Here is a 25205-nt window from a genome sequence, read left to right on the forward strand (position 1 = left end):
GGGATGCATCAGTTTTTCGACAAAGTAAAAGAGAAACCTCAGAATGTTTCTCCGTAGTTTTACTTAACTTCATTTTTAGGGGGATTTACAGGGTAACAACAGGCCGGTTTTTGCCCGATTCTCCGAAAGCTTCCGTATCAATTTCAACATATACGGACGTCCCGTCTCCCGGCCGGGACGTAATCTCCAGGATCCCCTTCAACATATTGATCCGGGAAGACAGGTTTTGTAACCCGGTTCCGGTCTTTTTCAATTCGTTCGGGTCAAAGCCCCTTCCATTGTCCTCAATCGTGATGGTTATCCTGCTGTCTTCGCCCACCACCTGAACAATTCCTTCTGTAGCCTCAGCGTGCCTGATCATGTTGCTGACCGCTTCCTGTATGATCCTGTAGAGTAGTAATTCCGTGTTTTTATCCAGTTCCGGAAGTATACCGACCACGTAAAATTCAAGGTTGAGGCCGGGATGCCTGATCCGGTCGCAAAATGCACGTATGGCATACTCAAATCCTTCGTTCAGTACAATTTCGGGGGCAAGATTGTGCGAGATATTCCGGATTTCCTGCATGGCAATATCGATGAGTTCCCGGAGAGTACCGTTGCCGGCGGGAGGCTTTTCCATGGAATGGAGCTGCAGCTTCGCAGCCGAGAGCAGGCTTGCTACCCCGTCATGGAGCTCCCTGGCGGTACGGGCTCTTTCTGCTTCTTCGCCCTTAAGGTGGGCTTCCAGCAAGCGCCTTTCCTGTAGAGAAGCTTCTGTTTTTCGTTTTTGACGGCTGATCAGGCGGCCGGAAATATAGGCCAGCAGCAGAATCACCGCCAGCGAAACCGATAGCAAAATCCACTTGTTTTTTCGCTCGAGCTCACCGTGCTGCTGGCTTATTTTCAGGTCGCGCTCCGCCAGTCCTTTTTCCTTTTCGACAGTCTGGTACTTTACTTCCAACTCTTGTATGGTGTTGCGGGTTTCCAGGTTAAGCAGTGAGTCGCTGAGTATTTCATAGCGCTTCCGGAGCTGAAGGGCTTCGCGGTAATGCCCGGTAGCCTCCTTGATTTCGGCACCGGAAAGCAGCAGCTCCTTGAGCTGGGGTTTTGCCAGTTCCTGTTCCGCCAGTGAAGCCGCGCGGTTGTAGTAAGTATCGGCATGGTGATATTGCTTCATGTCCTTGTAGACCGACGAAATTCCGGTTAGCACATATACCTCGTTCCCCGGGGCGCTTTCAGGCAGGAGTGCGGTGGCTTTCCGGTAGTTGTCCAGCGCAAGCTCAAACTTCTTTTGCCTGCGGTATATATCGCCGAGGTTATTGTAGGCCTGGAATTGCATTTGCTTATCGTTGTGCGCGGTCCCAATCGTGAGGAACTCTTTGCCGTGCTGCTCGGCGTTTTCAAGATCTCCGAGTAATACCTCGGCCACCATCACATTTACCAGGCTTCGTCCCATAGCCACCGAATCTTTCAGCGACACGGCAATTTCATAGGCTTTCCGGGCATACAGCAGTCCTTTTTCCACGTCCTTCAGGTCCATCAGGAGTGACGCGAGGTTATTGTAATATTTCCGGCGATCCGACAAATCCTTTACGCCGGGATTGCCGATTTCAGATGAAATTTCCAGTGCTTTCATCAGGTATTCGGAGGCAAGCCGGAGCTTTCCCATGGCCTGATGCTGCAGTGCGATCGTGCTGTAAGCTGCTGCGGCTCTCGGCTTGTTACCGATTCTAAGCGCGATCGCGAGTGCCTCGGTGGCCAGTTCAAGCGCTTCCTGGTACCGGATTTGCCCGTACAGGAAAGCCGCATAATTACCGGCGTATGCCAGCCGGCCGTTATCAAAGCCTATGGCTTCCGACAATTCACCCGCCTTTTTGAAATAACCGGCGGCGGAATCGGCTTGCCCGCGGGCCTGGAAGGATTTTGCCGTTTCCACGAATTCGTACACACGGCTGGTATCGGCTGAACGCTCGCCACTGCGGGCAGTGAAAAATAACGACAGCAGGAGCAGCAGAAGAGGTATTTTTTTCATAAGGTCGCTTTTCCGGACGCTTACTGCTGCGATCCGGACCGGGCTTTAGGGATTGTATCCGATAGTATGGTTTTTAGCAGACAACAGAAAAGCGGTGGCAAAAGTAGTATGCACCGGAAGTTGCCGTTATCGCTTTGCGGCCGTCAATGCGGTCCAATATACGCATTTTGAGGGCATTGTCCTACCTTCTTCATTTAACTACTTACATCCCCCTCATACCTCATCCCCTCAAATCTCAGTATTACTACTGATTTTTTTTTTCCCCGGCCACCCCGCTACTGCGGGAAAAAAGGGTGATCTAGCTTTGTGGCAGCAAAAACTACGACATACTTATGAATACCATTTTGATTGCAGACAAGGAGCAGGCATACAGGCACCAGATCCGCCAGCATATTGGTGGCCGCGGTGAGTTCCGGGTGATAGGAGAGAGCGAAAACTGCTATGAAACAATCCGGATGATTGATGCGCTCGAGCCGGATGTACTTTTTCTCGATGTGCAGCTTGGCGGCGAAAAAACCTTTGAACTGATCGGGCAAATGGCGCATTTGCCACAGATCATCTATACGGCCGGCAGTGATTCCTTTGCCAGGGAGGCATTCGACCACCAGGCGCTCGATTACCTGCTGAAACCCTACGGCACTGCGCGTCTTGAAACAGCCTTGCAAAAAATTGCGGACCGGCAGGCATCCGGCGTTCGTTTGCCTGACACGTCGGTTGGTACAACCTACCGGCAAAGCCTGTTCGTAGAGCAGGGAAAGCGCCTTAAACGTATTTCGGTAGATGCTGTACTTTACTTCAAGGCGGCGGGCGATTATACGACCGTATCGGCGGTAAACGGAGAATTTCTCAGCTCGTCGGGCATCGGATCCATTGAGAAAAAAGTGGATCCCGCACGGTTCACGAGGGTACACCGGTCTTTTATTATCAACGCCGAACGTATCGACTTTTGCTACCGGGACATAGGGAGGCTTTACCTGGTAATGGAAAACGGGCAGGAGATAGCGGTCGGCAAGAATTATCACCAGAATATCAAGCATCTGATTCTTTAAAAATTATTTTGGCCACGAATTCACGAATCAAACTAAACCATTCGTGAATTCGTGGCGGCAACATTCTCAGGGTTGCCAATAATATTCCAGCATCGCGCAGTTGTCGCACTGTGCGGCTATCTGCGGCTTAAGCGGTCGGCAAGAATTATCACCAGAATATCAAGCATCTGATTCTTTAAAAATTATTTTGGCCACGAATTCACGAATCAAACTAAACCATTCGTGAATTCGTGGCGGCAACATTCTCAGGGTTGCCAATAATATTCCAGCATCGCGCAGTTGTCGCACTGTGCGGCTATCTGCGGCTTAAACACCAGGTCGAATTCGTCCCGGAATTCCTCATCCGAGTTCCATCGCCGGAATTTTACCGGCTTTCCCTCGTACCGGGCCTTCAGCTTATACCTTCCGATGGGAATGTCGCTGAGCTCGTAACTGTTGTCGCCGCGCCGACGGATCACAGTACCTGTGCTGCCGTCAACCAGCTTACCCTGCGGGGTCAGCTCAAACTCGATTCCCGCAGGCTCAATGTATACCCCCGGGAAATTATCAAAAGTGACCAGTCCGCCGTAGTGCCCCGAGAGAGGCTGGGGCGCAACGCCGGACAGGCGCCAGACGAAGTTGCGCTCGCCACCCTCTCCACCGAAGCCGGCCGCGTTGTCAGGATGTAAATAGAATGAGTAGTTTTCATTATTATAAGAGACGTTGTGGGTAGCAAACGCGTACCAGGAGCCATTGGGCACCCGTACCTTGTATTTTCCCTCGTTGTTGGTATAAGTGGTAATATTTGAGTTAAAGAATATACTGTTATCGACAATGATCCTTACCCCCGGCAGCGCCTTGCCTGAGCCGTCTCTCACGACCCCGGTAGCGTAGCCTTTTTCGGCCTGCATGTCACCGCCGGGATCGACCCCGCTGTCGGAGCACCCGATCTGAAGCTGCGCCAGTACCGCCAGCAAAAGAAGCGACGAACGTTTTTTTTTGATGTGTTGATGAGGGGATGGGGGGAAGGGAGAATGAGCTGGTTCCCGGTTTTTGACAGTCCAAGGAGATTTCATGGAATAAAGTTGATTGGGTATGAAATGATTTCTCCTGCAATAATCGTGGGGAATGGTCATACCCGGTTTCCCGTTTCGATGAACGCACGATTGCGTCGATGAAATAACGGATATGGGCGACGGGGGAAAAACGCTTTATCGCGGATACAATCTCTTTCATAGCGCTATTAGGCGGTTCGTCGAAATCTCGGAGCGCGGGTCGCCGGGCGGGATAGTTTTGCAGCATCAATTATGACTGCGCAGACATGCGGTTGCACAACTAATAATAATCGTATTCATTCAAATGAAAAAACTGGTTTCATACCTCTTTATCCTGGCAGCTTTCATCTCCTGCCGCGATAACAACGACCCGCTCAAAGACGGAAATGACTGGGATATCGTGATCCCTTCTTCACAACATGCGCCGGGCATCGGGAATACCGACGGGCCTCATCAGGGTACACCGTGGGAACTGCCCGACGGGATAGAGCTGGTACGGCGCCCGGGAAAATCCTTCGACCCCAACCCTCAGATGCTTTACGGGAGTCTGAATACATTTTATGCGGACGTCAGTTTTGTCAACCACCTGGATGTATCGGTCAGCATCCTGATCCCGGCCGGGTTGATCTGGGTATTTAACCGTGAAGGACGCACGCAGGACGGGCTCCTGACATCTACGGTAAAGGTGGACGTACCGCCTACTTTTTCAGACGAAAAATCGGATACAGACACTACTACCATCTATCTGGGGTTGGGATGCCTTAACTATTCCAAGGCTTTTCCATGGGAAGAAAACCAGGAAGAGGACACCCGGGACTACCCGATCGGGAAGGATATGTACAAACCGGGTGTAGTCACTTCCGATCCCAATCTCAGGAAATTGCTCGACCTGCTGAAAGACTATCCGGGCCTCGGGCTCACACGTCATTACAATCCGCAGGAGATGTTTGAACCCGACTACAAGCCGGAATCCTGGCGGGAAATATATATGCTGATCCAGGGAGCACTCTGGGATATTACTGACAACAATGGCCTGACCCGGAAGAGCTACCGTGAACTGTCTGAAGCGCTGAAATCTTATCGGTAGGTGTGAGGTATGAGGCGTGAGGTGTGGGCGCATCTCAAACCTCAAACCTCATCCCTCACCCCTCACCCCTCAAACCTCATTACAACCATGAAAAACATATTTTTTGCTATTTTTTTCCTGATAACAGGCACTTCCCAGGCACAGCAGCTATTCCAGACGGTAAGGGGGATTGTTCGGGACGAAGTTTCCAGGAGCCCGCTGGCCGGGGTTTCGGTGCTGCTGATCCAGCCTGAAGGCGCGCCGCACAAGGGCACGATGACCGATGCGGGCGGAGAGTTCCAGATTACCGGGGTACCCACCGGCCGCCATTCTTTTCGCCTTACCCTTGTAGGTTATGAGGACCAGCTCCTTTCCAATCTTATCATTACCGGCGGAAAAGAAGTTGTACTGGACGTGATTATGGCCGAATCAACGCAAATGCTGGACGAAGTAATGGTGGTGGCCGACAGGACCGGAGATAAAGGGAATACGAATAATGAGCTGGTCCTGGCAAGCGGCCGGTCATTTAACGTGGATGACACCAAACGTTATGCCGGCTCACTTGGTGATCCTTCCCGTATGGCCGCGGGCTTTGCAGGTGTTGTTTCCGGGAATGACGCCAGGAATGACATTGTGGTCCGCGGAAACTCACCAACCGGCATGCTGTGGCAACTGGAGGGGCTCAACATACCCAATCCGAATCACTTCGGCTCCTATTTTGCCACCGGCGGGCCCGTAAGTATGCTCAACAACAATGTGCTGGCTAAGTCCGACTTCCTGACCGGCGCGTTTCCCGCACAGTATGGCGATGCGCTCGCAGCCGTTTTCGATCTCCGCATGCGGGAGGGAAACAACCGGAAGCATGAGTTTATCGGGCAAATAGGTTTCAACGGGTTTGAAATAGGCGCCGAGGGGCCGTTTTCTAAGAATTCGAAAGCTTCTTTCCTGCTGAATTACCGTTACTCCACCCTGGGAGTATTCAAAGCGCTTGGCATCCGCTTTGGCACAGGCAGCTCGATTCCGGACTACCAGGACCTTAACTTTAAACTGTCATTACCGGCAGGACGGAAAGGGAAATTCTCGCTTTTCGGGATAACGGGCAGCAGCGAGGTGCAGTTTCTCGGTAATGAGACCGATACGACCCTTACCAATCTCTATGGCAGCGAAAATACCAATATGCGTGCACGGTACGGGACCAGCATAGCGGGGGGGGCCTATGAGCATACCCTTTCGCCGCGAACCCACCTCAAGTTGCTCCTGGGGGCCAGTATGACCAAAGAAAAGTTCAGTGGTGATTCCATCAGCATCGTTACCAGAGAAGCTTTTCCATCTGCAGAATCGAAGTTTAATACCCGGAAATACTCTGCTGTGGCGACCTTCCGCCATAAATTCAATGCAAGAAGCAGCCTTTACAGCGGCGTTACGACAGACCTGCTCAATTTCGATCTGTACAGCAAAACTATTCACGCGGGAGGAACGATCGACTCTTTACGTGTGGACGAAAAAGGAAAGTTCTCCGTCCTTACCCAGGCGTACACCCAGCTGCGTTACAGGTTGTCGGGAAGCCTGATGGCCACCGCCGGGCTTCACTTTCAGCACCTGGGTCTCAACGGCAAAAGCGCATTGGAGCCCAGGGCCGGAGTACGCCACAGCTTTGGAAGGGGACAGGCCGTGGGCATAAGCTACGGCCTGCATAGCCAGTCGCAGAATATCTATACCTATTTTATCCGGACACCGGCAGAATCGGGGAGCGTGCGTACCAACCGCGACCTCGACTTTACACGGAGCCACCATTTCGTGCTCAGCTACGAAAACCGGCTCTCGGAACACCTTCTGCTTAAGGTAGAGCCTTACCTGCAAATGATTTCGGGGGTACCGGTAGAACAGAAGGCCTCGTCGTTTTCATTGCTGAACACCGGCGCGCTGTTCGGTCCCAGTGACAAGGATAGCCTGGTCAATAACGGCTCGGGGAAAAACCTGGGGGTGGAGCTGACCTTGGAGCGGTATTTTAACGACGGTTACTATTTCCTGGTGACGACCTCTCTTTTCGACTCCAGGTACAAGGGCAGCGACAAAGTAACGCGCAACACCGCCTTCAACACACAATACGTCGCCAACATACTCGGCGGGAAAGAGATTAAGATAGCACATACCAACGTACTGAGCTTCAACCTGAAATCGAGCCTGGTGGGAGGGCGCTACTTCACACCGCTTGATCTTGCGGCATCCCGGAGGAAAGGGCAGGCGGTTTACCGTGAGCCGGAAGCTTTCTCAGAAAGACAAAAGCCTTATTTCCGGACAGACCTGCGGATCTCCTACCGCTGGGAAATGGGTAAAAGCACCATGGAATTTGCCCTTGACCTGCAAAATGTGACTGCTCACAAAAATGTATTTCAACAGACGTATAACCCACGGACCAATGCTTTGGTCTATCAGTATGGCCAGGGGTTCTTCCCTGTGCCGTACTTCCGGGCAACGTTCTGAGGCACGCAAAAAAAGGTGGGTGTCCGAAAGGGTTTTCCTTTTTGACACCCACCTCAATGGTTCGGTTCACTACCGGATGATCATATTTCGAACGAAATATCGCCCAAAGTAAACAAAGGCCTGCCTTTGGCGTCGGGGTTGATATAAATAAAATACAGTGGCCTTTTGCCGGGTACTGCCGCAGGTTTTACCGCTATTTTCACCGGCTGACTGGTTTCTTCTCCGATTTTTGCCTCGCCTATTTTCGGACCTGCCGGAGAATCGTACCGGACTTCGAGCTTACCGCCGGATGTCCGTCCTTTTGCCGACATCGCCGATACCGAAATGTTTTTGATCTGTGAAAGGTCGATGTCGTCAAACCGGATGAATGCCTTATCGGAAGAGCCTACGACCACTTCTTTCCCGGCATTCGGCGCGCCTTCGGGCAGTTTGTATTTCAGAACATTCATACCGTCGTCATATGCACCCGCGGGAAGCAAAGCAGGACGCAGCGAAACGGTTTGTCCACCCGTCAGCGGCCCGATTGCGTGGGTGCCTTTGTCGGTGTAGCTCGCCGAAAAGACGTACGCGCCCGGCTTTTCCTTATTTTCGGGCATATAGCTGCCCTTCAGCGGCTTGCTGCTTTTTTGCTCCTTCGCCAGGGACAGGATGTATTTCACCATGTCCTCGGTCTCCGACATCTTGTGCTGCGGGTGCGGCGCCATTGCCTGCTCGCCCCAAACGCCGCCACCGCCTTCGATAATTTTCTTCGCCAGCCGTTTCTGGGCATCATTGTCTTTTTCGTACTTCCTGGCAATCTCGCTGTAAGTCGGGCCGATCGATTTCTGGTTAACGGTATGGCAGGCCTGGCAATCGCTTAATTCGATCAGCCTTTTCCCGGTCGCAAAGCCCGTATTGGCCTGGTGGCCCTGGGCAAGCAAGGTCTTATCGAATCCTTCCAGGTAATTGATGTTCATGTAAACATCTTCCGGTGCAATCTTCCGTGCGGCAAGCGTACCGTCTTCCTTGTCGGCAACTTTCACTTCATATACCACCGGTTTACCGTTCCAGTAAAAACTCTGGTTGCCTTTGATGGCAATCTGAACCTGCGGCGGCTCGTTGCCCGCTTTGACGGTTACGCTACTGCTTTTGGCGTTTCCGAGTGCGTCGGTCACCGTCAGCGTGGCTGTGTACTCTCCGGACCTTTTATATACGAAGGTAGGGTTAGCTTCCGTGCTCTTCCCCTGGCCCCGGCCGAAATCCCACTGGTAGCTGATGGCGTCGCCATCGTAGTCGATTGATCCGACGGAAGAGAATTTTACGGTCATAGGTACTGCGCCCACCGTTTTGTCGGCGCTGATCACCGGTTTTGGAGCGCGGTTACCTGCGTTGAAAGTAATGTGGACAAGCCGGGCATCGTCATTTTGCGCAAACCATTTGTTACCGTACTCCAACAGGTACAAAGACCCGTCTCCGGCAAACTGCATATCAATCGGGTGACTGAATTTTTCATTGGGCATGAAACGCTCAATATGGGTTAGGTCACCTTTCCGGTTCATCGAAACCACGTTAATATAGTCACGGATCCAATCGTAGGCGAAGAATTTTCCGTCATAATACCGCGGGAATTTGTCTTTTCCATTTCCGAAGTCGTCAAAATAGTAAACCGGTCCGGCCATTGCGTTCCGGCCGCCTTTCCCGACAATAGGACCGAATTCCGGTGAGTCGGCATAGGGATAATAGATAAATGCAGGTTGCGCCGGCGGCAGATCTTTTAAGCCCGTATTGTGGGGAGAATCGTTGACCGGCTTAAGCGCGTCATACTTTTCACCCGATTCTTTGGTGTCAAAATTGTAGCGGTTGTAGGCCCGGTTATCAGCTACGAACAGGGGCCAGCCATAATATCCGGCTTTACGCGCCTGGTTGACTTCGTCGTGCCCGCGCGGCCCCCTTTCCGGCGAATCATTCGCGGCATCCGGCCCCACCTCGCCCCAGTATAGGAAACCGGTGCGCTTGTCGACAGAAATCCGGTAAGGATTCCGGTTGCCCATCACATAAATTTCCGGACGGGCTTTCGGGTTGCCGGCCGGGAAAAGATTTCCTTCCGGGATGGTGTAGGTGCCGTCGTCCTTTGGCTTGATCCTGAGGATCTTTCCGCGCAGGTCGTTGGTGTTCGACGACGTAGCCATGGCGTTCCAGCCTTCGCGCCCCGGGCGCCCGTCAGAGGGGCTGAACCCGTTGGATGCAAATGGGTTGGTGTCGTCGCCGGTAGATAAATAGAGGTTGCCTTTGGCATCCCACTCAATGGAACCGCCGGTATGGCAGCAGTCGGTCCGTTTGACCGGGACAGTCAGCACCACCTTTTCGGTATCGAGCAGCAAGGTATCGCGTACGTCGTCATACACAAACCGCGACAGGTGCTGTGCGGTGTCGGACGCGGCGGAGACCGGTGAGTAGAAGAGGTATACCCACTTGTTGGTTTTGAAGCCGGGGTCGATGTTCAGCCCCATCAGGCCGTATTCGAACTTGGTAAAGACCGGTACGTCGGCCACAACTTTGATTGCTTTTTTCCTGGGGTCCCAAAGTTTCACCTTTCCTTTTCTTTCGGAAAAAAGTACGCGTTGATCGTCCAGTACCACCAGCTCGGTCGGTTCGTCAAGGCCTTCTGTCAGCACGTTTTTGCTGAAGCGGTTTTCTTCCGGCCGGGCTTTGCTATAGTCAATTTTATCTGCCCACACATACTGAAGCCCGCCCAGGAGGTGCTTCAGGAAAACCGGGTTTTCATAGGTAGCATCTTCATGGCCGAAATTGGTGTAAAACGCTTTTCCGCCATCAAATTCGTGGTACCAGGACATCGGGTGGTCGTCGCCCATCTTGCCGTCCTTGTAGGTCTTTTCATCGATTTTTACCAGGACGTCTACATCCTTGTTAAACGACTTGAAATCATAGAACTCGTCTTTTATCTTCCAGCGGTCCGGAAAACCAAACATAGACGGGTGATCTTTCCTGACGGCATAGGCCTCCCCCTCCTGTACGTTGGGATTGCCCGGGTGGCTCAAAAAGTAAGCCCCCGCCAGTTTGTTGTACCAGGGCCAGTCGTACTCGGTATCGGTAGCCGCATGTACCCCCGCATAGCCGCCGCCCCCCTGGATATACCGTTCGAAAGCCTGTTGCTGCTCATCGTTCAGCACGTCGCCGGTTGTATTCAGGAACACAACCGCCCCGTACCGCTGCAGGTTATTCTCGGTGAAAACCGTGGCGTTTTCGGTAGTATCAACCGCGTAGCCATTTTCCCGGCCAAGCTTCTGCAAGGCTTTCTTCCCGCTCGGAATAGAAGCGTGCCGGAAGCCCTTGGTCTTGGAAAATACCAGAATTCTTTTACCCTCCTGTCCGTGTGAGACAAAAGGAACTGAAACAAGCAGCGAACCTACCAGCGCCAAACGCCGGATTGATTTCATGGGTTGATAAAACATGCAGTTGATGGATTTACCCTTGAATGAATTGAAATTTTTCACAAATGTACTTTTTACATTTGTATGGGAAAAGTCTTTCCTCATTCTCGGGATTAATATTGATACTGAATCAGAAATGCCCTTGCAGTTCCAGCAATCGTGCATGTAATGGCAATAGAGAAAATCAATGGAAAAAAAGCGCTTTTGTAAACGAAAAAATTCTAGATTTGTTGAAAAGGAACCGTAAGATGGCAGGCTATAAAAAAAATAAAGCAGAAAAAGTTGCTCCTGCAGCTTCAGAACCTGCAGGAGCTTATGGCACGAGGCCGGCTTTTCGTCACTTTGTTATAAAAGATGAATATGCGCTCGTCAAAAAGGCGAGATCGGGCGTGAAAACAGAGGTATTTTATTCCCTGGCCAACGCTATCAAAATGCCGGAGAAGACCCTTGCCTCTGTCATTAACCTCTCGCCCCGGACGATAAGTAATTACAAAGAACAGGAAAAATACCTGGATCCGACTTACAGTGAGCATCTTCTAAAGCTAATCAATCTTTATAGCTTTGGCGAAGAAGTATTCGGCTCATTGGAGGAACTTACGTTATGGATGAACCGGCCGTTCTGGAATTCTGAGGAGAAACCGATCGATCTTATCACTACTTCCGGAGGCGTGGACCTTGTGTATGAGGAGATTGAAAAGCTGGCGCAGGGCTATCCTTTATAATGCTGGTTTACAGGATTGTACATAAAAAGTACGCAAATGCCTTATTTGCGGGCGGACTGGCAGGAAGATGGAACAGCGAAGGCAAAAAAGTGCTTTATACAGCCGAAAGCGTCTCGCTTGCTTATCTTGAAACGATGCATTACCGGAAAGGCTTCGGGTTTAATTCGGATTTCAGGATCATGATTATCAGGCTGCCTTCAACCGCATTGTTCCTGGAAGTAATAAAAACAGAGCTACCCGGGAACTGGCGGGATTTTAGAAATTACCAGGACTGCCGGAAAATAGGGGATGAATGGTTTGACCGCGCCGGGCATCTGTGCCTGAAAGTCCCATCGGCCGTGGTACCGGAAAATTGCAATATCGTTATTAATACCCTCCACAAGGGTTATCAAGAAGTGGAACTGATCGACACGCTGGACTTTATTCCTGACGAAAGACTGGAAAATATTATCAAGAATCACAAGTAATTTCTGAATATCGGCGGGGTAGACCTCAGATGACGCAGCCATGTATAAGATCATTCTTTTAATTGATTTTGCTGAGGAATATAGCAAGGGCCTTCTCAGGGGCATCGCACGGTATTCGCGTGAACATGGCCCCTGGATTTTTTGCCGGATGCCGCTCTACCAGCGCGAGACGATAGGGATCAAGGGGATCCTGGAATGGGCGTTGGAATGGGAAGCAGACGGTATCATCGGCCAGCTCTATAACGATCCCCAGATTGACCTTATCGTAAATGCCGGTATTCCCGTAATTGCACAGGATTTTAAGGAACGGTTTACCAATTTGCCCAATATCACGGGGAACCACTATGAGGCCGGCGTGATGGGTGCCGACTACTTCCTTAAAAAAGGGTTTAAGAATTTTGCTTTCTACGGTTTCAGCGACATCGTCTGGTCGAGGGAAAGGGCGGAGGGCTTTGAAGATACGGTAAAAAACGCCGGCCACGATGTGCATTATTTCGAGCACAGAATGTCGCGCACCGGCGAGCTTTGGTTTTATAAACCCAGTTCCCTCAGCCATTGGCTGAAATCGTTGCCCAAACCCATAGCGCTCATGGCTTGCGACGACAACCAGGGTCAGCATATTACAGAAGCCTGCCGCCACTCGGGTATACGTATCCCGGAAGAGGTGGCTGTACTCGGTGTGGACAACGATGAAATGATCTGTGAATTCTCCGATCCCCCGCTTTCCAGCATCGGCCAGGACGCTGAAAAAGGGGGCTATGACACCGCAAAATTGCTGCACCAGATGATGGAAAAGGGAACGGCGCAGTTTTACGATGTCATCGTAAATCCTACCCAGGTAATTACGCGGCAGTCAACCGATATTTATGCTACCAACGATGACGACATAGCCACTTCGCTCAAGTTCATTCACCAGAATATTGAAAAGAACCTGCAGGTGGATGATGTGGTGAAGCAGGTGCCGCTGTCCAGGCGGGCGTTGGAAAAACGGTTTCAGCAAATGACGGGACTGCCGGTTTACAAGTACATTTTTAACCTGCGCATGGAAAAATTCACCACCCGGCTGCTGGAAACGGAGATGAGCGTATTCGAAATTGCCATGGACCTGGGCTTCACCGACAGCAAAAATATCGCCCGGCAGTTCAGGCTTCTGAAAGGGTGTACCCCACTGGAATACCGGAAACGGTACCGGCCCGGGAAATAGAAATCTTTTTGCCGCCGGTTATGTTAGAGGTATGAGGGGTGAGCTTTGAGGTATAAGCCCCCCACACCTCACACCTCAAGGCTCACACCTCAAGACTCACATCTCGCAACGCCAATGAACAGAGAGGAAATATTGCAATTACGGGGCATTGCCCCGACTGCCATGCGGCTTCTGGTCCTGGACGAACTGAAAAAGGCAGATACTGCTATCAGCCTTGCGGATCTTGAAACCAGTATGGAGCGTGCCGACAAGGTGACGATTTACCGGACGTTAAAGACTTTTGAAAAGCACAAGCTGGTACACAGCATTGATGACGGATCGGGAAGCGTCAAGTACGCGCTTTGTGCCGCCGAATGCGAATGCCGCCCACAGGATGTGCACGCACACTTTCATTGTAACCATTGCAACGGAACATACTGTCTTACCGAGTACCATCTGCCACAGATTCAGCTTCCTGAAAAGTTCCTCCTGAAAGGGATCAGCATGGTTTTTAATGGCCTCTGCGACCGCTGCGCCGGGCTTTGACAGGTACCTCCGTTACGGTTTCTTTCTCCGGAAGCTCCTGATTACAGTTTTCAGGCGAGGCAGGATGGTTTCCTTTTCCGTTGTCCCCACCATCAGGTAGTAATAGCTTTCCCCGTAAAGTATATGGAGCAGGACAAATTCGCGGATGCCGGTTTCACGGCTGGTCCCTTCCGCCAGGATTTCGTATCCCGCCAGGCTGTCGGTCATCACCGAATCAGTTGAAATTACTTTTTCAATAGTCATCGGAAGCCCCTGTAGCCGGCGGGTGGCGAACTCTTTTTGCTGGCTTACCGCGAGCTCTGAAAAAGACTTTGCCGCAACCAGCATGGTCTTATCCGCTACTTCCGGTGGTAGGTTTCCATCCATCGTAAAAATGAGTGAATTGGCCACATTCCCGGCAAAGCGCAGCTGCGACGGCTTCGTGTCCAGTTCAAAATCGGCCTCGGCAACCGGGTCAATCAAAACATCAGGGTGATAAACGGTCGTCAGGATCGATGCCTTTATTTTCGCCGGGACCCCGGCGCTTTTGTCGGGACAGGCGCCGTTGATAATAATGCTTTCCTTCTCGTTTCCAAAGATTAGCGAATACCTGATGTAGGTAAGCCCGTGCGCTTTCTGGCTGCCCGACATGAGAATCCCCGGAAGACCGGAAATCTGCAGCTTCTCCGTGTTGTCCACTACAATACCCTGGCTGGCAAATCCCTGGCTGTTCATTGAAGCAGCAATGGTTTCATAGGGCGCGGGAATGGACACCACCATGATGCTGGCACCCGAGGCCTCCTGCTGAAAACCGGCAAAATTTCCGGCGGGGACAAATGCTTCGGGCGGAACCATAGTGATCTTTGTCCCTTTTACGAATACGCCTGTCCCCGCCCCGGTAGCGGCAGGTTGGGAAAAGACGGCCGAAGCCAGCAGCAAGGCAAGGCCGGTTATCGAATAGAAATGGTTTTGGGCCGCAAATTGACAGGAGAACATCGGGGTGGGATTTAACAGGCGGAAAATTCCGGATCCTATGCAAAGAAGCCCGTTCAACAAGGTGCACGGGCTTCTTTAAAGACATTATTAAACGGTCGCTTACGCGCCGATAGACTTCAGCACTTCGCTCACCTTCGCGGCGGCTTCTTTGAATTCAATGGCCGAGTATACTTTCAGACCGGACTCGTCAATAATTTTAGCACCTTCCGCAGCATTGGTACCCTGCAGACGTACAATAATCGGTACCGGTATTTCGCCAATGGCCTTGTAGGCTTCCACTACGCCGGTAGCCACACGGTCGCAACGTACAATACCGCCGAAGATGTTGATCAGGATGGCTTTAACGTTCGGGTCTTTCAGGATGATCCGGAAACCGGCTTCAACCGTGTGTGCGTTAGCGCCGCCCCCTACGTCAAGGAAGTTGGCAGGCTCGCCGCCGGAAAGTTTGATAAGGTCCATGGTAGCCATCGCCAGTCCGGCTCCGTTTACCATACAACCCACGTTTCCGTCCAGCTTCACGTAGTTCAGGTTATTGGCGCTTGCCTCAACCTCCAGCGGGTCCTCTTCGTTCGTGTCGCGCATTTCGGCAAGCTCCGGGTGACGGAACAGCGCGTTGTCATCCAGGTTCACTTTAGCGTCAACCGCAAGAATTTTATTGTCGGAAGTTTTAAGAACCGGGTTGATTTCAAACATGGAGGCGTCGCTCTCTGCGTAAGCTTTGTAAAGCGCAGTGATAAACTTAACCATTTCTTTAAAAGCTTCACCGGAAAGACCGAGCTCAAATGCTACTTTCCGGGCCTGGAAACCCTGGAGCCCAACAAGCGGATCAATCCACTCCTTGATGATTTTTTCCGGGTGATTTTCGGCAACCTCCTCAATGTCCATACCACCTTCGGTGCTGGCCATGATCACATTGCGGTTAAGACCACGGTCGAGCAAAATAGAAAGATAGTATTCTTTGGGTTCGGTCGGTCCCGGGTAGTACACATCCTCAGCGATGAGGACCTTTTTTACCTGTTTCCCTTCCGGTCCGGTCTGGTGCGTCACCAGTACTTTACCCAGGATGTTTTTTGATATGGTCCTGACGTCTTCAACCGATTTTGCCAGCGCAACACCGCGTTGTTCGCTGCCTACAATTTTTCCTTTTCCGCGCCCGCCGGCGTGAATTTGGGATTTCACCACATACCATTTAGTACCAGTTTGTTCGGAAAGATTTCTGGCCACTTCAACGGCTATATCCGGAGTATCGGCTACGATACCCTCCTGGATACGTACGCCGTATTTCTTAAGAATGCTTTTGCCCTGATATTCGTGAATATTCATGAGTATTATGGTAAGAATTGGTATTTTCACGCCAAATTAGCGAAATATTCAAAATGCCCTGCAGATTTTCTTGTTTATAATTCATTGTCAGGGCAGAATGAGGTCATCGGATTGTCGCCGTACACCGCTCGCAGCGGCCAGTTAAATGCGCCAATAAACTATAGCAAATGAGTCTTTTAGAAGTAAAGGGTGTTAAGCGCTCTTATGGTAATCTTCAGGTTTTGAGGGGAATAGATATGGTGATCCGGCGCGGGGAAGTGGTGGCGATTGTAGGAGCGTCGGGGGCAGGAAAGAGCACTTTGCTCCATGTAATGGGGACGCTCGACAAGCCCGACTCCGGAACTGTGTCTTTCGATAATAAAAATCTTTTCAGGCTGAGCGAAACCGAGCTGGCAGAATTCCGGAACCGGCATATCGGTTTCGTGTTCCAGTTTCATAATCTCCTGGCTGAATTTACTGCTCTCGAAAATGTCTGCATGCCTGCCTATATCGGCAAATGGGGAACCGAAAAGGAGATTCGCGAAAAGGGAAAAGCATTGCTTGGCGTTCTGGGACTGTCCGACAGGGGCGAGCACCTGCCGTCGCAGCTTTCGGGCGGCGAGCAGCAGCGTGTAGCGGTAGCGCGGGCGCTTATCAATAGTCCCGATATCGTTTTTGCCGACGAACCCAGCGGGAACCTGGACTCTCACAATGCAGAAGAACTGCATCGCCTGTTTTTTGAACTGCGCAAAGAGATGGGTTGCACGTTTGTTATAGTAACCCACAATGAACAGCTGGCGGAAATGGCAGATCGTCGTCTGATGATGAAAGACGGCCTGTTGGTCGATAGCTAACCCGGGTCGGTTACGGGCCAATAAAAAACCCGGACCTTCAGAGGCCCGGGTTTTTTATTGGGGTTTTCGGGAGGTTAGAAATCATACCCGAGTGTCAGGTATGGGATCGGCTTTTTCACAATGGAATTGTCTACGCCCCAGGCGTAATCAAATTTCCCGTAGATCCCGAAAAGCGTGGTACGCACACCGACGCCGTATCCCCAGATGTAAGGATTTCTGAAGTTAACAACCGATGCCGTAAAAGGAAGCCCGTTTCCGCCGATGATCTCGGTATTGAGGCTGTTTTCCTGGCTGAAAGGCCCTTTGCCCGTCCAGGCGGTACCGATATCGGTAAAGCCCGCGAACTGCAGGTTACGCAGGAAATTGGAGGTAATGGGGCCGCGATACAGGTACTTGACCAGTGGTATGCGCAGTTCCACATTTGACATCATATAGGTTGTGCCGCTTAACCGGTTAAACCCGAAGCCCCGCATATTGGTAGCGAACTCGGTAAAGAATACATCGCGGTTGTCGATGGCTTCTCCGAAAAAAAAGGGGTTATAGGCGGTTTCATTGTTGGAGTGACGCGGTCCTATCCAGTTTTCCATGCCCCCCATAGAACTCTTCTTCGGCGATTTTCCCCCCGAATGGCTTCCCGCCACACGAATAGCAAGGATCAGGTCCCGGTGGATTTTCTGGTACCGGCGCAAGTCAATGCTCACCCGGTAAAAACTGTCGGAAATACGGGATAAGCCCATGTGATTCTCGTACCGGATCTTCATTTTCGTTCCCTCGGTCATATTCAGCCCGTTTACTATGGAATTGTCAAAAACAAGCTCCGATTTAAACCCGACGTAATGCGATGATTTGTCGCGGGTGGAAACGTTGGTACGGATCAGGTAGGTAGAGGTGTAGGCCGGGGAAAAGCTGAACCGTGCCGTACGGGTGAACGGATAGGCGGCGGTCAGGAGTACCTGGTTATACCGGTATTTTTGCGGGCCGGCCAGCGCTTCGGATTGGTAAAAGTTGGTCCGGTCGTACCTGAGACCGAAATCTACCCGGTACTTGTTTAGGTTGTATTCAAGGAACAGGTCATATGTTTTGAAAAAGCTGCGGCCATCCATACCCAGAAACCCGCCGGCCTTCAGAACATTGTTTTCAAGCAGGTCATTCATCGAGATCGACTGCCGGTAACCAAATCCCCGGATCGGGTCGGCCGCCCATTCCGATTTGGAATCATTGGCAATAAACAGGCCTTTGTAATTGAAAGGACCGTTGATATTGATATTTTCCCGGACCCTGCTACGAGGAGCTATAGCCGAAGTCCCGCGGCCCGAACCGATCCGGCTGACTGATCGGCCGCCGATGGTCTGAATAACATCTTCGTCAAAAACATAATTCTCGGTATCCACCTCACCGGCACGGAGTTCAAGTTTTTTGACGGGTTCTTCCAGAGCCGCCTTCTGAACGGTGTCATTTTTTGCTATGGTACTCTCTCCGGTTTCGGCGTTACTGCTGCGTGAGAAGGAGGTCACACCGTGGATGCCCTTCCTGAAAGCAGGGGTTTCTGCAATGCTCCCGGGCGAATAGTGATTGAGGTAAGCCACTTTGACTTCACCTTTCTCCAGTTGGAGATAAGCCAGCCCGCCATTCCCGGCAGTCCGTACTACCGGTTCCTTTAAACCTTGTATGTAATTGGTATTCTGCGAAACGGTTTTGCTATTGTAATTGTACCGGAAGAGGTTGTTGACTCCCTTCATGTCAGACAGGAAGTACAGGTCATTTTCCGTACTGTAGACGGGCAGGTTGTAGGTCCCCAGCGAATCAAGCAGCTTCGGGGCGCTTGCGCTTCTCGGAACGCCGCTATGCTCAAAAAGACCCAATGAATTGCGAATGGTCTTGAAATTGCCCCGCACACGGAGGCTGTCGCTCGGCCGGTTGCTGGCGAAAATCAGTTTCCTGTTGGAATTGCCCACAAACCGCGGCGAAAGGTCATCGTAAATATCGTTTGTAAGCGGCACAGTGGACCCGCGGTTGATGTTGATCAGGTAGAGGTCATTCTGACCGCCTTTGTCGGCACTGACCGCCAGCGTGGTCCCGTCTTTGGAGACGTCCATGTCCACAATGTGATCCAGGTTGCGAAGCGAAGTTTTCCTGGCGATTTTCGGCTTTTTCGTGTCAAGCTTCTCGTACAGGAATAACTGGTGGCGATTGTGACCCGGTACCAGTATCACCAGGTTGTTGTCCTTGGTCCACCCGACCTGTGGAATACTTCCGCCCTTGGAAATGTGGTTAGACAGGATGTTGCCCTGCCTGATCACCATTTTTCGCCCGGTTTCGAGATTATAGGTGGTCACCTTGTAGTTACGCTTGTTGGGTTCGCTGACGGCGAGTATCTTATTGTCGAGCGAAAGATCTACGTGAGTGCCGGGTTTAGTTTTTTCCAATCCCCCGATTTTATAGGTCCAGGAAGGTTTTGCCGTCTGGTAGCTTCCCTGTGCGGAATTAATGACGTCGCCGTAGAAGGCCCGCCAGTTGGAAAGAAACTTGCCGAAAGAAGGAACACCCAGCGTGCTGGTAATACTGGTCTGTTCGGTTCTGATAATACGGGTGAGGTTAAGAATATTCGATATGTTGTCTTTCCCGTATTCCTCGGCGATGTAATTCCAGATAGACTGGCCGATGAGGGCAGCATCCTCGCCTTCCAGAAGGGAAGGGCGCCTGATGTTCCGGTTCTGGATGGCGTCATGCATGTAATTGTTGAGCTCCGGCGACCAACCGTCTGCCACATAACGCGCAATCCCGGTCATGAACCAGTCAGGCAGCGACAGCAGGATCGAGCTTTGGAGCGCGTCTTTGAGGTTGCCGCCATACAGCATGTCATAAACAAAGAGTTGGGCAATCTTATTCACCAATTCCTTTCTGAAGCTGATCTGGTCACCCGTAAACGCCACCTCCAGGCGTGATTGCGCCAGGTCAATGTCCGTCTCGTTCAGTTCGTCGAAAGTGGCGATCCCGATATTGCTCTGTTCGAGTTCTTCGGGAGAATTGTAAAGAAATATCTTGATTTTGTTGTAGGGGGTGTAACCCAGCATATCGGTTACCCGGTCAAACTCGGTCTCGGCGAACTGGGCCGTCAGCCGCGCCAGGTTGTCCCCGTTTTGATAAAAATAGACTTCGTAGTTGGAGGTTTGAAAGATGCGCCATTTAAAATTCCTGTACTGGATACGGTTTTTACCGAACTTTTCCTTGCTGGGATACAGCTGGGCATGAGCCTTCGGTACTGCCAGGGCCAGCACAAACAACAGCAACAGTGAGCGTTTTAAACGTCCGGAATATAGGTTCATAATGAGGTTTTACGGCTTTCTAGGGTTGGAATATAACGAAAAATAGCGCCCGATATTCGCATCGGCCATTATTTCTTGTCCATCCAGAAGTAATTTGACAAGCTGAGCGGCAAAATAGGGAGCCAGGGTAACACCTTTTGTGCCCAGGCCGTTAAAGATGAAAAGGCGGTCATGCTCCGGGTGCCGGCCCGCAAACGGGCGCCGGTCCTTGGAAGAAGGCCGTATCCCGGCTACCTGGCTTTCGATTTCAAACGGCACCTTTAACAGGCTTTTCAGCTTGCCTGCAAGGTAGTCCCGTCCGTCTTCGGTTGGCTCCCAATCCAGGTCATGCCAGGAATAAGTGGCGCCGACCCGGACTTTTTCATTTCCGGCCGGGAGTATAAAAATACCCTGGTTGATAATCCGGCTATGCGGGTAACGTTCGATCCGGCAATTCAGTATCTGGCCTTTCACGGGATTGAAAGGTAACCAGTTGAACAATGGATCGTTTTCGGCGCCGACTCCCATACAAAGAATTACTTTTTCAAAACTCCGCCCCTGCCATTGCACAGCTTCCTCCCCGATATCCAGGTCCTGAGATCTGAAATGTGCAGGTTCAAAGCAGCCAAGCTTCTCAAAGTAATTACGACTGTTTTCCAAAAAACGTGGCAAATCGACCCATCCCGAACGGTTCACCGAAAGTCCGTTGTACGGGGCCCTGATGAATGCGTCGTCTGAAAAATCGGGTTGTCCGGATGCCACAAAGGGGGCATATTCGTCTGATGCCGCCCATTTCAGGTAACTGGTTTTTTCTTCCTCGTTGCGGTAAGGCCTGAACAAATCTGTGGTGTGCAGGCAGGTGATGCCGAGTTCGGCTTCAACGTGCCGGTAAAAGGCAAGGGCATGCGGGAAAATGGTGTCGGCAAGCCAGGTTTTTACGAGCTTTCGGCCCGTAAGCGGGTTGAAAATCCCTGCTGCTACCAAAGATGACGATGGGAGGGCCGGGTCGTCAATGACCAGGAACTTCTGACCGCGCCGCAGCAATTCCCAGGCAAGCGAGGTGCCTGCAATCCCCTGGCCGACGATGAGATATTGGCTTTCAGGCATTTTCTCAGACTTTTCTATGCGCTTCGGAAAGCCTGTTCAAGCGTGCAATTCTGGCATCCGCCCAACCGGTAACCAATTCTACCTGCTCCTCGATCGTAAGAAAGGAGGTGTCGAGAAGAATGGCATCTTCGGGCTGCACAAGCGGGCTTTCGGCACGTGTGGTGTCCAGGTGGTCCCGCTTTTTAAGATTTTCGAGAATGTCATTCAACTCTACCATTTCACCTTTTGCCAGCAGCTCGGCCTGTCTTCGCTGGGCGCGGATGACAGGGTCGGCGGTCATAAAAACTTTCAGCTCCGCCTCCGGGAAAACAATGCTGCCGATGTCACGGCCGTCCATGACAAGGGCTTTGGTACGCCCCATCTGCTTTTGCTGGGCGACCATTGCGCGTCTTACCTCAGGAATAGCACTAACGGGGCTAACGTGGTCCGAGACGGTCATTTTCCTGATTTCCGATTCAACGTTTAATCCGTTCAGGTAGGTTTCATTGACCTGCGTCTGCGGGTTCCGCCTGAATGAAATATGTATGTCGGATAACGCCTGGGCAACTTCCCTGGGATTGGTAAGCGCCACATGTTTCCCGATAAAATAAAGGGTAACAGCCCGGTACATCGCGCCGGTATCCACGTAGGCGTAACCGAGGTTTTCTGCAACCTTTTTGGCCGTTGTGCTTTTTCCGCAGCTGGAAAAGCCATCTATTGCGACAATGATTTTGTACATGGCGGGCAATTTAATGCAAATACCTCGGAAAAGTTAAATAAAGAACGGATACAAAGCGGAGAAAAGTAGGCGATTGGCCGGTCGTTCAGGCGAGGTCAATTTTCCTGGTAGGATCGGTGGCGATAATCACTCTGAAAGTAGTGCCCTTGCCGGGCTCGGATGATTTGACAAAGATCCTGCCGCCGTGGTAATTTTCAACAATCCTTTTCGCCAGGGTAAGCCCCAGGCCCCACCCTCTTTTTTTGGTGCTGAATCCCGGGTTGAACAGTTTGCGGAGATTGGCTGCGCTGATCCCTTTCCCGGTATCCCTGATGTCGAAAATCAATTCATTCCGTTTGGGAGCGGCCTCCATCCTGATTTGGATTTTTCCCACTCCGCCCATTGCGTCTACCGCGTTTTTGCAGATGTTTTCAAAAACCCATTCAAAGAGATTTTTATTGATAATCGCCGTTTGCCCCGGCGGAAGCTGGTTGATCACCGAAAATTCGACCTTTGTCGAAACCCGTTTCTGTAGGTAGGTAATAAAGTCGGTCACTACTTTGCCGACGTCTTCTGTCTTAAGGGTAGGAGCGGAGCCTATATTGGAAAAGCGGTTGGTAATCATTTCCAGGCGTTGTACGTCTTTTTCCATTTCATCTGCTATGGAATGGTCGAAAGAAGGATCCGCACGGAAATATTCGATCCAGGCGATAAGTGAGGAGATCGGCGTCCCCAACTGGTGGGCGGTCTCTTTGGCCAGGCCGACCCACACCTTGTTTTGCTCCGCTTTCCGTGTCGAGCTGAACGCGAGGTAGGCCAGGAACACGAGGATGAATATACCCGAAAGCTGGATATATGGGTAAAAACGAAGCTGTGTCAGGAGCGACGAACTGCTGTAGTAAATATAGCCGGTCCTGTCGCCGTCCAGCTTTACAGGGATGGGGTGGTGCTCCTGCGCCATGGAAGCAATTTTATCCCTTAGAAAGGCCTGCTGCTCCACTACCGACAGGTTTTCCGGCATGTCGATATTGTTGTGAAAGCCCGGCTCGCCGGTATCGTCTACATAAATTGCCGGTATCTGGTAGTAATCATGGGCCTCCTCGATAATGGAGAAAACCGGCGTCACATCCTGGTTGTCGACGGTATTATGCGCATTTTCAAGCACCTGGGCATACAGGTTGACCTGGCGCCGTTCACGTTCTTCGAACTTGCTGACCAGGGTGTCCGTATATATCAATGAGACAATGCTGATCAGGATCAGGTTAACGCCGATAATGATTTTGAGCCGCTCCTTGGGACCATACGCAAAAAAAGAGCGCCCCCAGCGCATGCTGCTCAGTACAGACTCCGCGTTAAAGCTGATTTTTGACTTGCTTTTCTCTTCGGTTACTTCCATTGGCCCGCTTCACGTTGGTATGCCGCGTTGACAAAAAATACGGTATCGAAAGTCAAATATAAGGACGATGGCGGTATTAGCGGTGAGGTGTGGGGGAATAGGTGTGAGGTATGAGGTATGAGGGGTGAGTCGTGAGGGGTGAGGTGCCGCTCACAGCTCACAGCTCGCAGCTCACACCTCACCCCTCATACCTAATTTATAGCCCTTCTAAATTGAAGTTTCAAGGGGTTGTTTTGGGGGGTATCTACCGGATTAATCCTATTTTTGTACATTATATTCTTTAGAAGTAAAGCGTTATGCAGAGTTGGTTTCAGGTTGTTAGTCTGACCTATCACAAAGCCCCCCTCACTGTACGAGAGAAGCTTGCATTATCTGAGGAAGAAGCCAAGGCTTTTATGCTCAAGGTAAAGGAGTTTTTCGATGTTTCCGATTTGCTGGTTGTTTCTACCTGTAACCGAACGGAAGTGTATGTAAATGCACCTCAAACGCTGAATGAAGAGCTCGCGAAGCTGCTGATTGCTTTTAAAGGAATTACTGACAGCCAGGAATATTTGCCTTTTTTTGAGTTTTACGAGGAAGGAGACCTTCCGGCCCGCCACTTGTTCGAGGTGGCGACGGGGCTTCATTCCCAGGTGGTCGGTGACATGCAGGTACCCAACCAGATCAAGCGTGCCTACCAGGCTTCAGCAGACCTCCAGTTGGCCGGCCCGTATTTGCACCGGTTGATGCACACCATTTTTTTTGCCAATAAAAGGGTGGCGCTCGAAACAGAGTTTCGTGACGGCGCAGCTTCCGTTTCCTACGCTGCGGCTGACCTGGCACTATCTTTCATGCACCAGCCTAAAATCCTGGTCGTGGGCGTCGGAGAGATAGGGGAGGACGTCTGTAAGAATCTTGCCAATCGCGGAACTGCCGAGATCACGATCGTAAACCGGACCCGCAAGCGCGCGGACGATGTAGGCGGGCAGATCGGCGGAAAAGTAGTCGACTGGGAAAATCTTGACCAGGCAATGGCAGAGGCAGACGTCATTATTTCGACCATTACCAGAAGCGAGCCGCTTTTTACCAGGGAAAGAGTCGGAGCGCTCGGAAGCCTGCACAAATACAAATACTTTATTGACCTGTCGGTACCCCGCAGCGTTGAAGCTTCGCTGGAGGAGCTGAACGGTGTGGTGCTATATGACATTGACGCCATCAAGGCCAAGACCGATGCCGCGCTTGAAAAAAGAGTGGCCGCGGTTTCGGATGTAAAAAAGATCATTGACGATTCTGTAGAAGAGTTTAATGACTGGTCGAAGGAGATGATCGTCTCACCTACCATCAACAAACTGAAAGCAGCGCTTGAACAAATCCGGCGTGAAGAGTTGAGCCGCTACATGAAGGGCCTTTCGGAAAATGAGCTGGCGATTGTAGAGAAGGTGACCTCTTCCATGATGCAGAAAATTATCAAACTGCCTGTACTGCAGCTGAAAGCAGCCTGCAAACGCGGTGAAGCAGAAACGCTCATAGATGTGCTCAATGACCTATTTAATCTCGAAGCACAGTCTGAAAGTTCCGCGAGATTTTAACAGGATTG

Annotated in this window: 18 protein-coding genes; 9 read left to right on the forward strand and 9 right to left on the reverse strand. The window is 51.3% G+C overall.

Annotated elements, in window-relative coordinates; translation table 11 throughout:
- Window positions 1–85 precede the first annotated feature (85 nt).
- Window positions 86–2011 (reverse strand): ATP-binding protein, encoded by a 1926-nt coding sequence (locus ABD852_RS02320; protein WP_345026392.1) that lies wholly within the window; start codon window positions 2009–2011, stop codon window positions 86–88.
- A 332-nt stretch (window positions 2012–2343) separates the two neighbouring features.
- Between ABD852_RS02320 and ABD852_RS02325 the strand changes: the two genes are divergently transcribed.
- Window positions 2344–3060 (forward strand): LytR/AlgR family response regulator transcription factor, encoded by a 717-nt coding sequence (locus ABD852_RS02325; RefSeq protein ID WP_345026393.1) that lies wholly within the window; start codon window positions 2344–2346, stop codon window positions 3058–3060.
- A gap of 245 nt (window positions 3061–3305) precedes the next feature.
- Here the strand turns inward: ABD852_RS02325 and ABD852_RS02330 are convergent, their stop codons facing one another.
- The gene (locus ABD852_RS02330) at window positions 3306–4115 is read right to left on the reverse strand and encodes a carboxypeptidase-like regulatory domain-containing protein (RefSeq protein ID WP_345026394.1); all 810 of its coding nucleotides are present in this window, start codon (window positions 4113–4115) and stop codon (window positions 3306–3308) included.
- 283 nt (window positions 4116–4398) lie between these two features.
- On the opposite strand from ABD852_RS02330, the gene ABD852_RS02335 reads away from it, so the two are divergent.
- Window positions 4399–5181 (forward strand): hypothetical protein, encoded by a 783-nt coding sequence (locus ABD852_RS02335; protein ID WP_345026395.1) that lies wholly within the window; start codon window positions 4399–4401, stop codon window positions 5179–5181.
- Window positions 5182–5268: 87 nt separating this feature from the next.
- Window positions 5269–7644, forward strand: coding sequence for a TonB-dependent receptor (locus ABD852_RS02340; RefSeq protein ID WP_345026396.1), 2376 nt, complete (start codon window positions 5269–5271; stop codon window positions 7642–7644).
- 80 nt (window positions 7645–7724) lie between these two features.
- Here ABD852_RS02340 and ABD852_RS02345 read toward each other — a convergent pair whose 3' ends face one another.
- A complete protein-coding gene (locus ABD852_RS02345) occupies window positions 7725–11081 on the reverse strand; it encodes a ThuA domain-containing protein (protein WP_345026397.1) in 3357 nt (1118 codons plus the stop codon).
- Between the two features lie 242 nt (window positions 11082–11323).
- On the opposite strand from ABD852_RS02345, the gene ABD852_RS02350 reads away from it, so the two are divergent.
- The 4 genes from ABD852_RS02350 (at window position 11324) to ABD852_RS02365 (ending at window position 13993) form a co-directional block, all read left to right on the forward strand.
- Window positions 11324–11797, forward strand: a complete 474-nt coding sequence (locus ABD852_RS02350) for an antitoxin Xre-like helix-turn-helix domain-containing protein (RefSeq protein WP_345026398.1) — start codon at window positions 11324–11326, stop codon at window positions 11795–11797.
- Complete coding sequence (locus ABD852_RS02355; RefSeq protein WP_345026399.1) at window positions 11797–12264, forward strand: RES family NAD+ phosphorylase; 468 nt, start codon at window positions 11797–11799, stop codon at window positions 12262–12264. Before ABD852_RS02350 ends, ABD852_RS02355 begins: the two co-directional genes overlap by 1 nt.
- A gap of 40 nt (window positions 12265–12304) precedes the next feature.
- Window positions 12305–13468, forward strand: a complete 1164-nt coding sequence (locus ABD852_RS02360) for a DNA-binding transcriptional regulator (protein WP_345026400.1) — start codon at window positions 12305–12307, stop codon at window positions 13466–13468.
- A gap of 114 nt (window positions 13469–13582) precedes the next feature.
- On the forward strand, window positions 13583–13993 hold the full coding sequence (locus tag ABD852_RS02365; protein WP_345026401.1) for a Fur family transcriptional regulator: 411 nt from the start codon (window positions 13583–13585) through the stop codon (window positions 13991–13993).
- 12 nt (window positions 13994–14005) lie between these two features.
- On the opposite strand, the gene ABD852_RS02370 is transcribed toward ABD852_RS02365, so the two are convergent.
- Entirely contained in the window at window positions 14006–14968 is a 963-nt protein-coding gene (locus ABD852_RS02370) for a hypothetical protein (RefSeq protein ID WP_345026402.1), read from the reverse strand.
- A gap of 99 nt (window positions 14969–15067) precedes the next feature.
- Window positions 15068–16291, reverse strand: a complete 1224-nt coding sequence (sucC, locus tag ABD852_RS02375; RefSeq protein WP_345026403.1) for an ADP-forming succinate--CoA ligase subunit beta — start codon at window positions 16289–16291, stop codon at window positions 15068–15070.
- Between the two features lie 167 nt (window positions 16292–16458).
- On the opposite strand from sucC, the gene ABD852_RS02380 reads away from it, so the two are divergent.
- Window positions 16459–17124, forward strand: coding sequence for an ABC transporter ATP-binding protein (locus ABD852_RS02380; protein ID WP_345026404.1), 666 nt, complete (start codon window positions 16459–16461; stop codon window positions 17122–17124).
- A 74-nt stretch (window positions 17125–17198) separates the two neighbouring features.
- Here the strand turns inward: ABD852_RS02380 and ABD852_RS02385 are convergent, their stop codons facing one another.
- The 4 genes from ABD852_RS02385 to ABD852_RS02400 all read right to left on the reverse strand — a co-directional run bounded on the left by ABD852_RS02385 (window position 17199) and on the right by ABD852_RS02400 (window position 23629).
- Window positions 17199–20450, reverse strand: coding sequence for a hypothetical protein (locus tag ABD852_RS02385; RefSeq protein ID WP_345026405.1), 3252 nt, complete (start codon window positions 20448–20450; stop codon window positions 17199–17201).
- Between the two features lie 9 nt (window positions 20451–20459).
- Entirely contained in the window at window positions 20460–21536 is a 1077-nt protein-coding gene (locus tag ABD852_RS02390) for an NAD(P)/FAD-dependent oxidoreductase (RefSeq protein WP_345026406.1), read from the reverse strand.
- Window positions 21537–21540: 4 nt separating this feature from the next.
- Window positions 21541–22254: a (d)CMP kinase gene (cmk, locus tag ABD852_RS02395; RefSeq protein WP_345026407.1), complete on the reverse strand. Its 714-nt coding sequence runs from the start codon at window positions 22252–22254 to the stop codon at window positions 21541–21543.
- Between the two features lie 85 nt (window positions 22255–22339).
- Window positions 22340–23629, reverse strand: coding sequence for a sensor histidine kinase (locus ABD852_RS02400; protein WP_345026408.1), 1290 nt, complete (start codon window positions 23627–23629; stop codon window positions 22340–22342).
- A 296-nt stretch (window positions 23630–23925) separates the two neighbouring features.
- Between ABD852_RS02400 and hemA the strand changes: the two genes are divergently transcribed.
- A complete protein-coding gene (gene hemA, locus ABD852_RS02405; RefSeq protein ID WP_345026409.1) occupies window positions 23926–25197 on the forward strand; it encodes a glutamyl-tRNA reductase in 1272 nt (423 codons plus the stop codon).
- Window positions 25198–25205: the final 8 nt, after the last annotated feature.

This window comes from Ravibacter arvi (assembly GCF_039540405.1).
GTDB classification, from domain to species: Bacteria; Bacteroidota; Bacteroidia; order Cytophagales; family Spirosomataceae; genus Ravibacter; species Ravibacter arvi.

Bases quoted from the DNA above. Each gene is read 5' to 3' on its own strand.
- ABD852_RS02350 (WP_345026398.1), top strand. From the start codon at position 11,324: ATGGCAGGCTATAAAAAAAATAAAGCAGAAAAAGTTGCTCCTGCAGCT.
- ABD852_RS02380 (WP_345026404.1), top strand. From the start codon at position 16,459: ATGAGTCTTTTAGAAGTAAAGGGTGTTAAGCGCTCTTATGGTAATCTT.
- ABD852_RS02385 (WP_345026405.1), bottom strand. From the start codon at position 20,450: ATGAACCTATATTCCGGACGTTTAAAACGCTCACTGTTGCTGTTGTTT.
- ABD852_RS02345 (WP_345026397.1), bottom strand. From the start codon at position 11,081: ATGAAATCAATCCGGCGTTTGGCGCTGGTAGGTTCGCTGCTTGTTTCA.
- sucC (WP_345026403.1), bottom strand. From the start codon at position 16,291: ATGAATATTCACGAATATCAGGGCAAAAGCATTCTTAAGAAATACGGC.
- ABD852_RS02330 (WP_345026394.1), bottom strand. From the start codon at position 4,115: ATGAAATCTCCTTGGACTGTCAAAAACCGGGAACCAGCTCATTCTCCC.
- ABD852_RS02325 (WP_345026393.1), top strand. From the start codon at position 2,344: ATGAATACCATTTTGATTGCAGACAAGGAGCAGGCATACAGGCACCAG.
- ABD852_RS02360 (WP_345026400.1), top strand. From the start codon at position 12,305: ATGTATAAGATCATTCTTTTAATTGATTTTGCTGAGGAATATAGCAAG.
- ABD852_RS02335 (WP_345026395.1), top strand. From the start codon at position 4,399: ATGAAAAAACTGGTTTCATACCTCTTTATCCTGGCAGCTTTCATCTCC.
- ABD852_RS02370 (WP_345026402.1), bottom strand. From the start codon at position 14,968: ATGTTCTCCTGTCAATTTGCGGCCCAAAACCATTTCTATTCGATAACC.
- ABD852_RS02355 (WP_345026399.1), top strand. From the start codon at position 11,797: ATGCTGGTTTACAGGATTGTACATAAAAAGTACGCAAATGCCTTATTT.
- ABD852_RS02390 (WP_345026406.1), bottom strand. From the start codon at position 21,536: ATGCCTGAAAGCCAATATCTCATCGTCGGCCAGGGGATTGCAGGCACC.
- ABD852_RS02365 (WP_345026401.1), top strand. From the start codon at position 13,583: ATGAACAGAGAGGAAATATTGCAATTACGGGGCATTGCCCCGACTGCC.
- ABD852_RS02400 (WP_345026408.1), bottom strand. From the start codon at position 23,629: ATGGAAGTAACCGAAGAGAAAAGCAAGTCAAAAATCAGCTTTAACGCG.
- ABD852_RS02340 (WP_345026396.1), top strand. From the start codon at position 5,269: ATGAAAAACATATTTTTTGCTATTTTTTTCCTGATAACAGGCACTTCC.
- ABD852_RS02320 (WP_345026392.1), bottom strand. From the start codon at position 2,011: ATGAAAAAAATACCTCTTCTGCTGCTCCTGCTGTCGTTATTTTTCACT.
- cmk (WP_345026407.1), bottom strand. From the start codon at position 22,254: ATGTACAAAATCATTGTCGCAATAGATGGCTTTTCCAGCTGCGGAAAA.
- hemA (WP_345026409.1), top strand. From the start codon at position 23,926: ATGCAGAGTTGGTTTCAGGTTGTTAGTCTGACCTATCACAAAGCCCCC.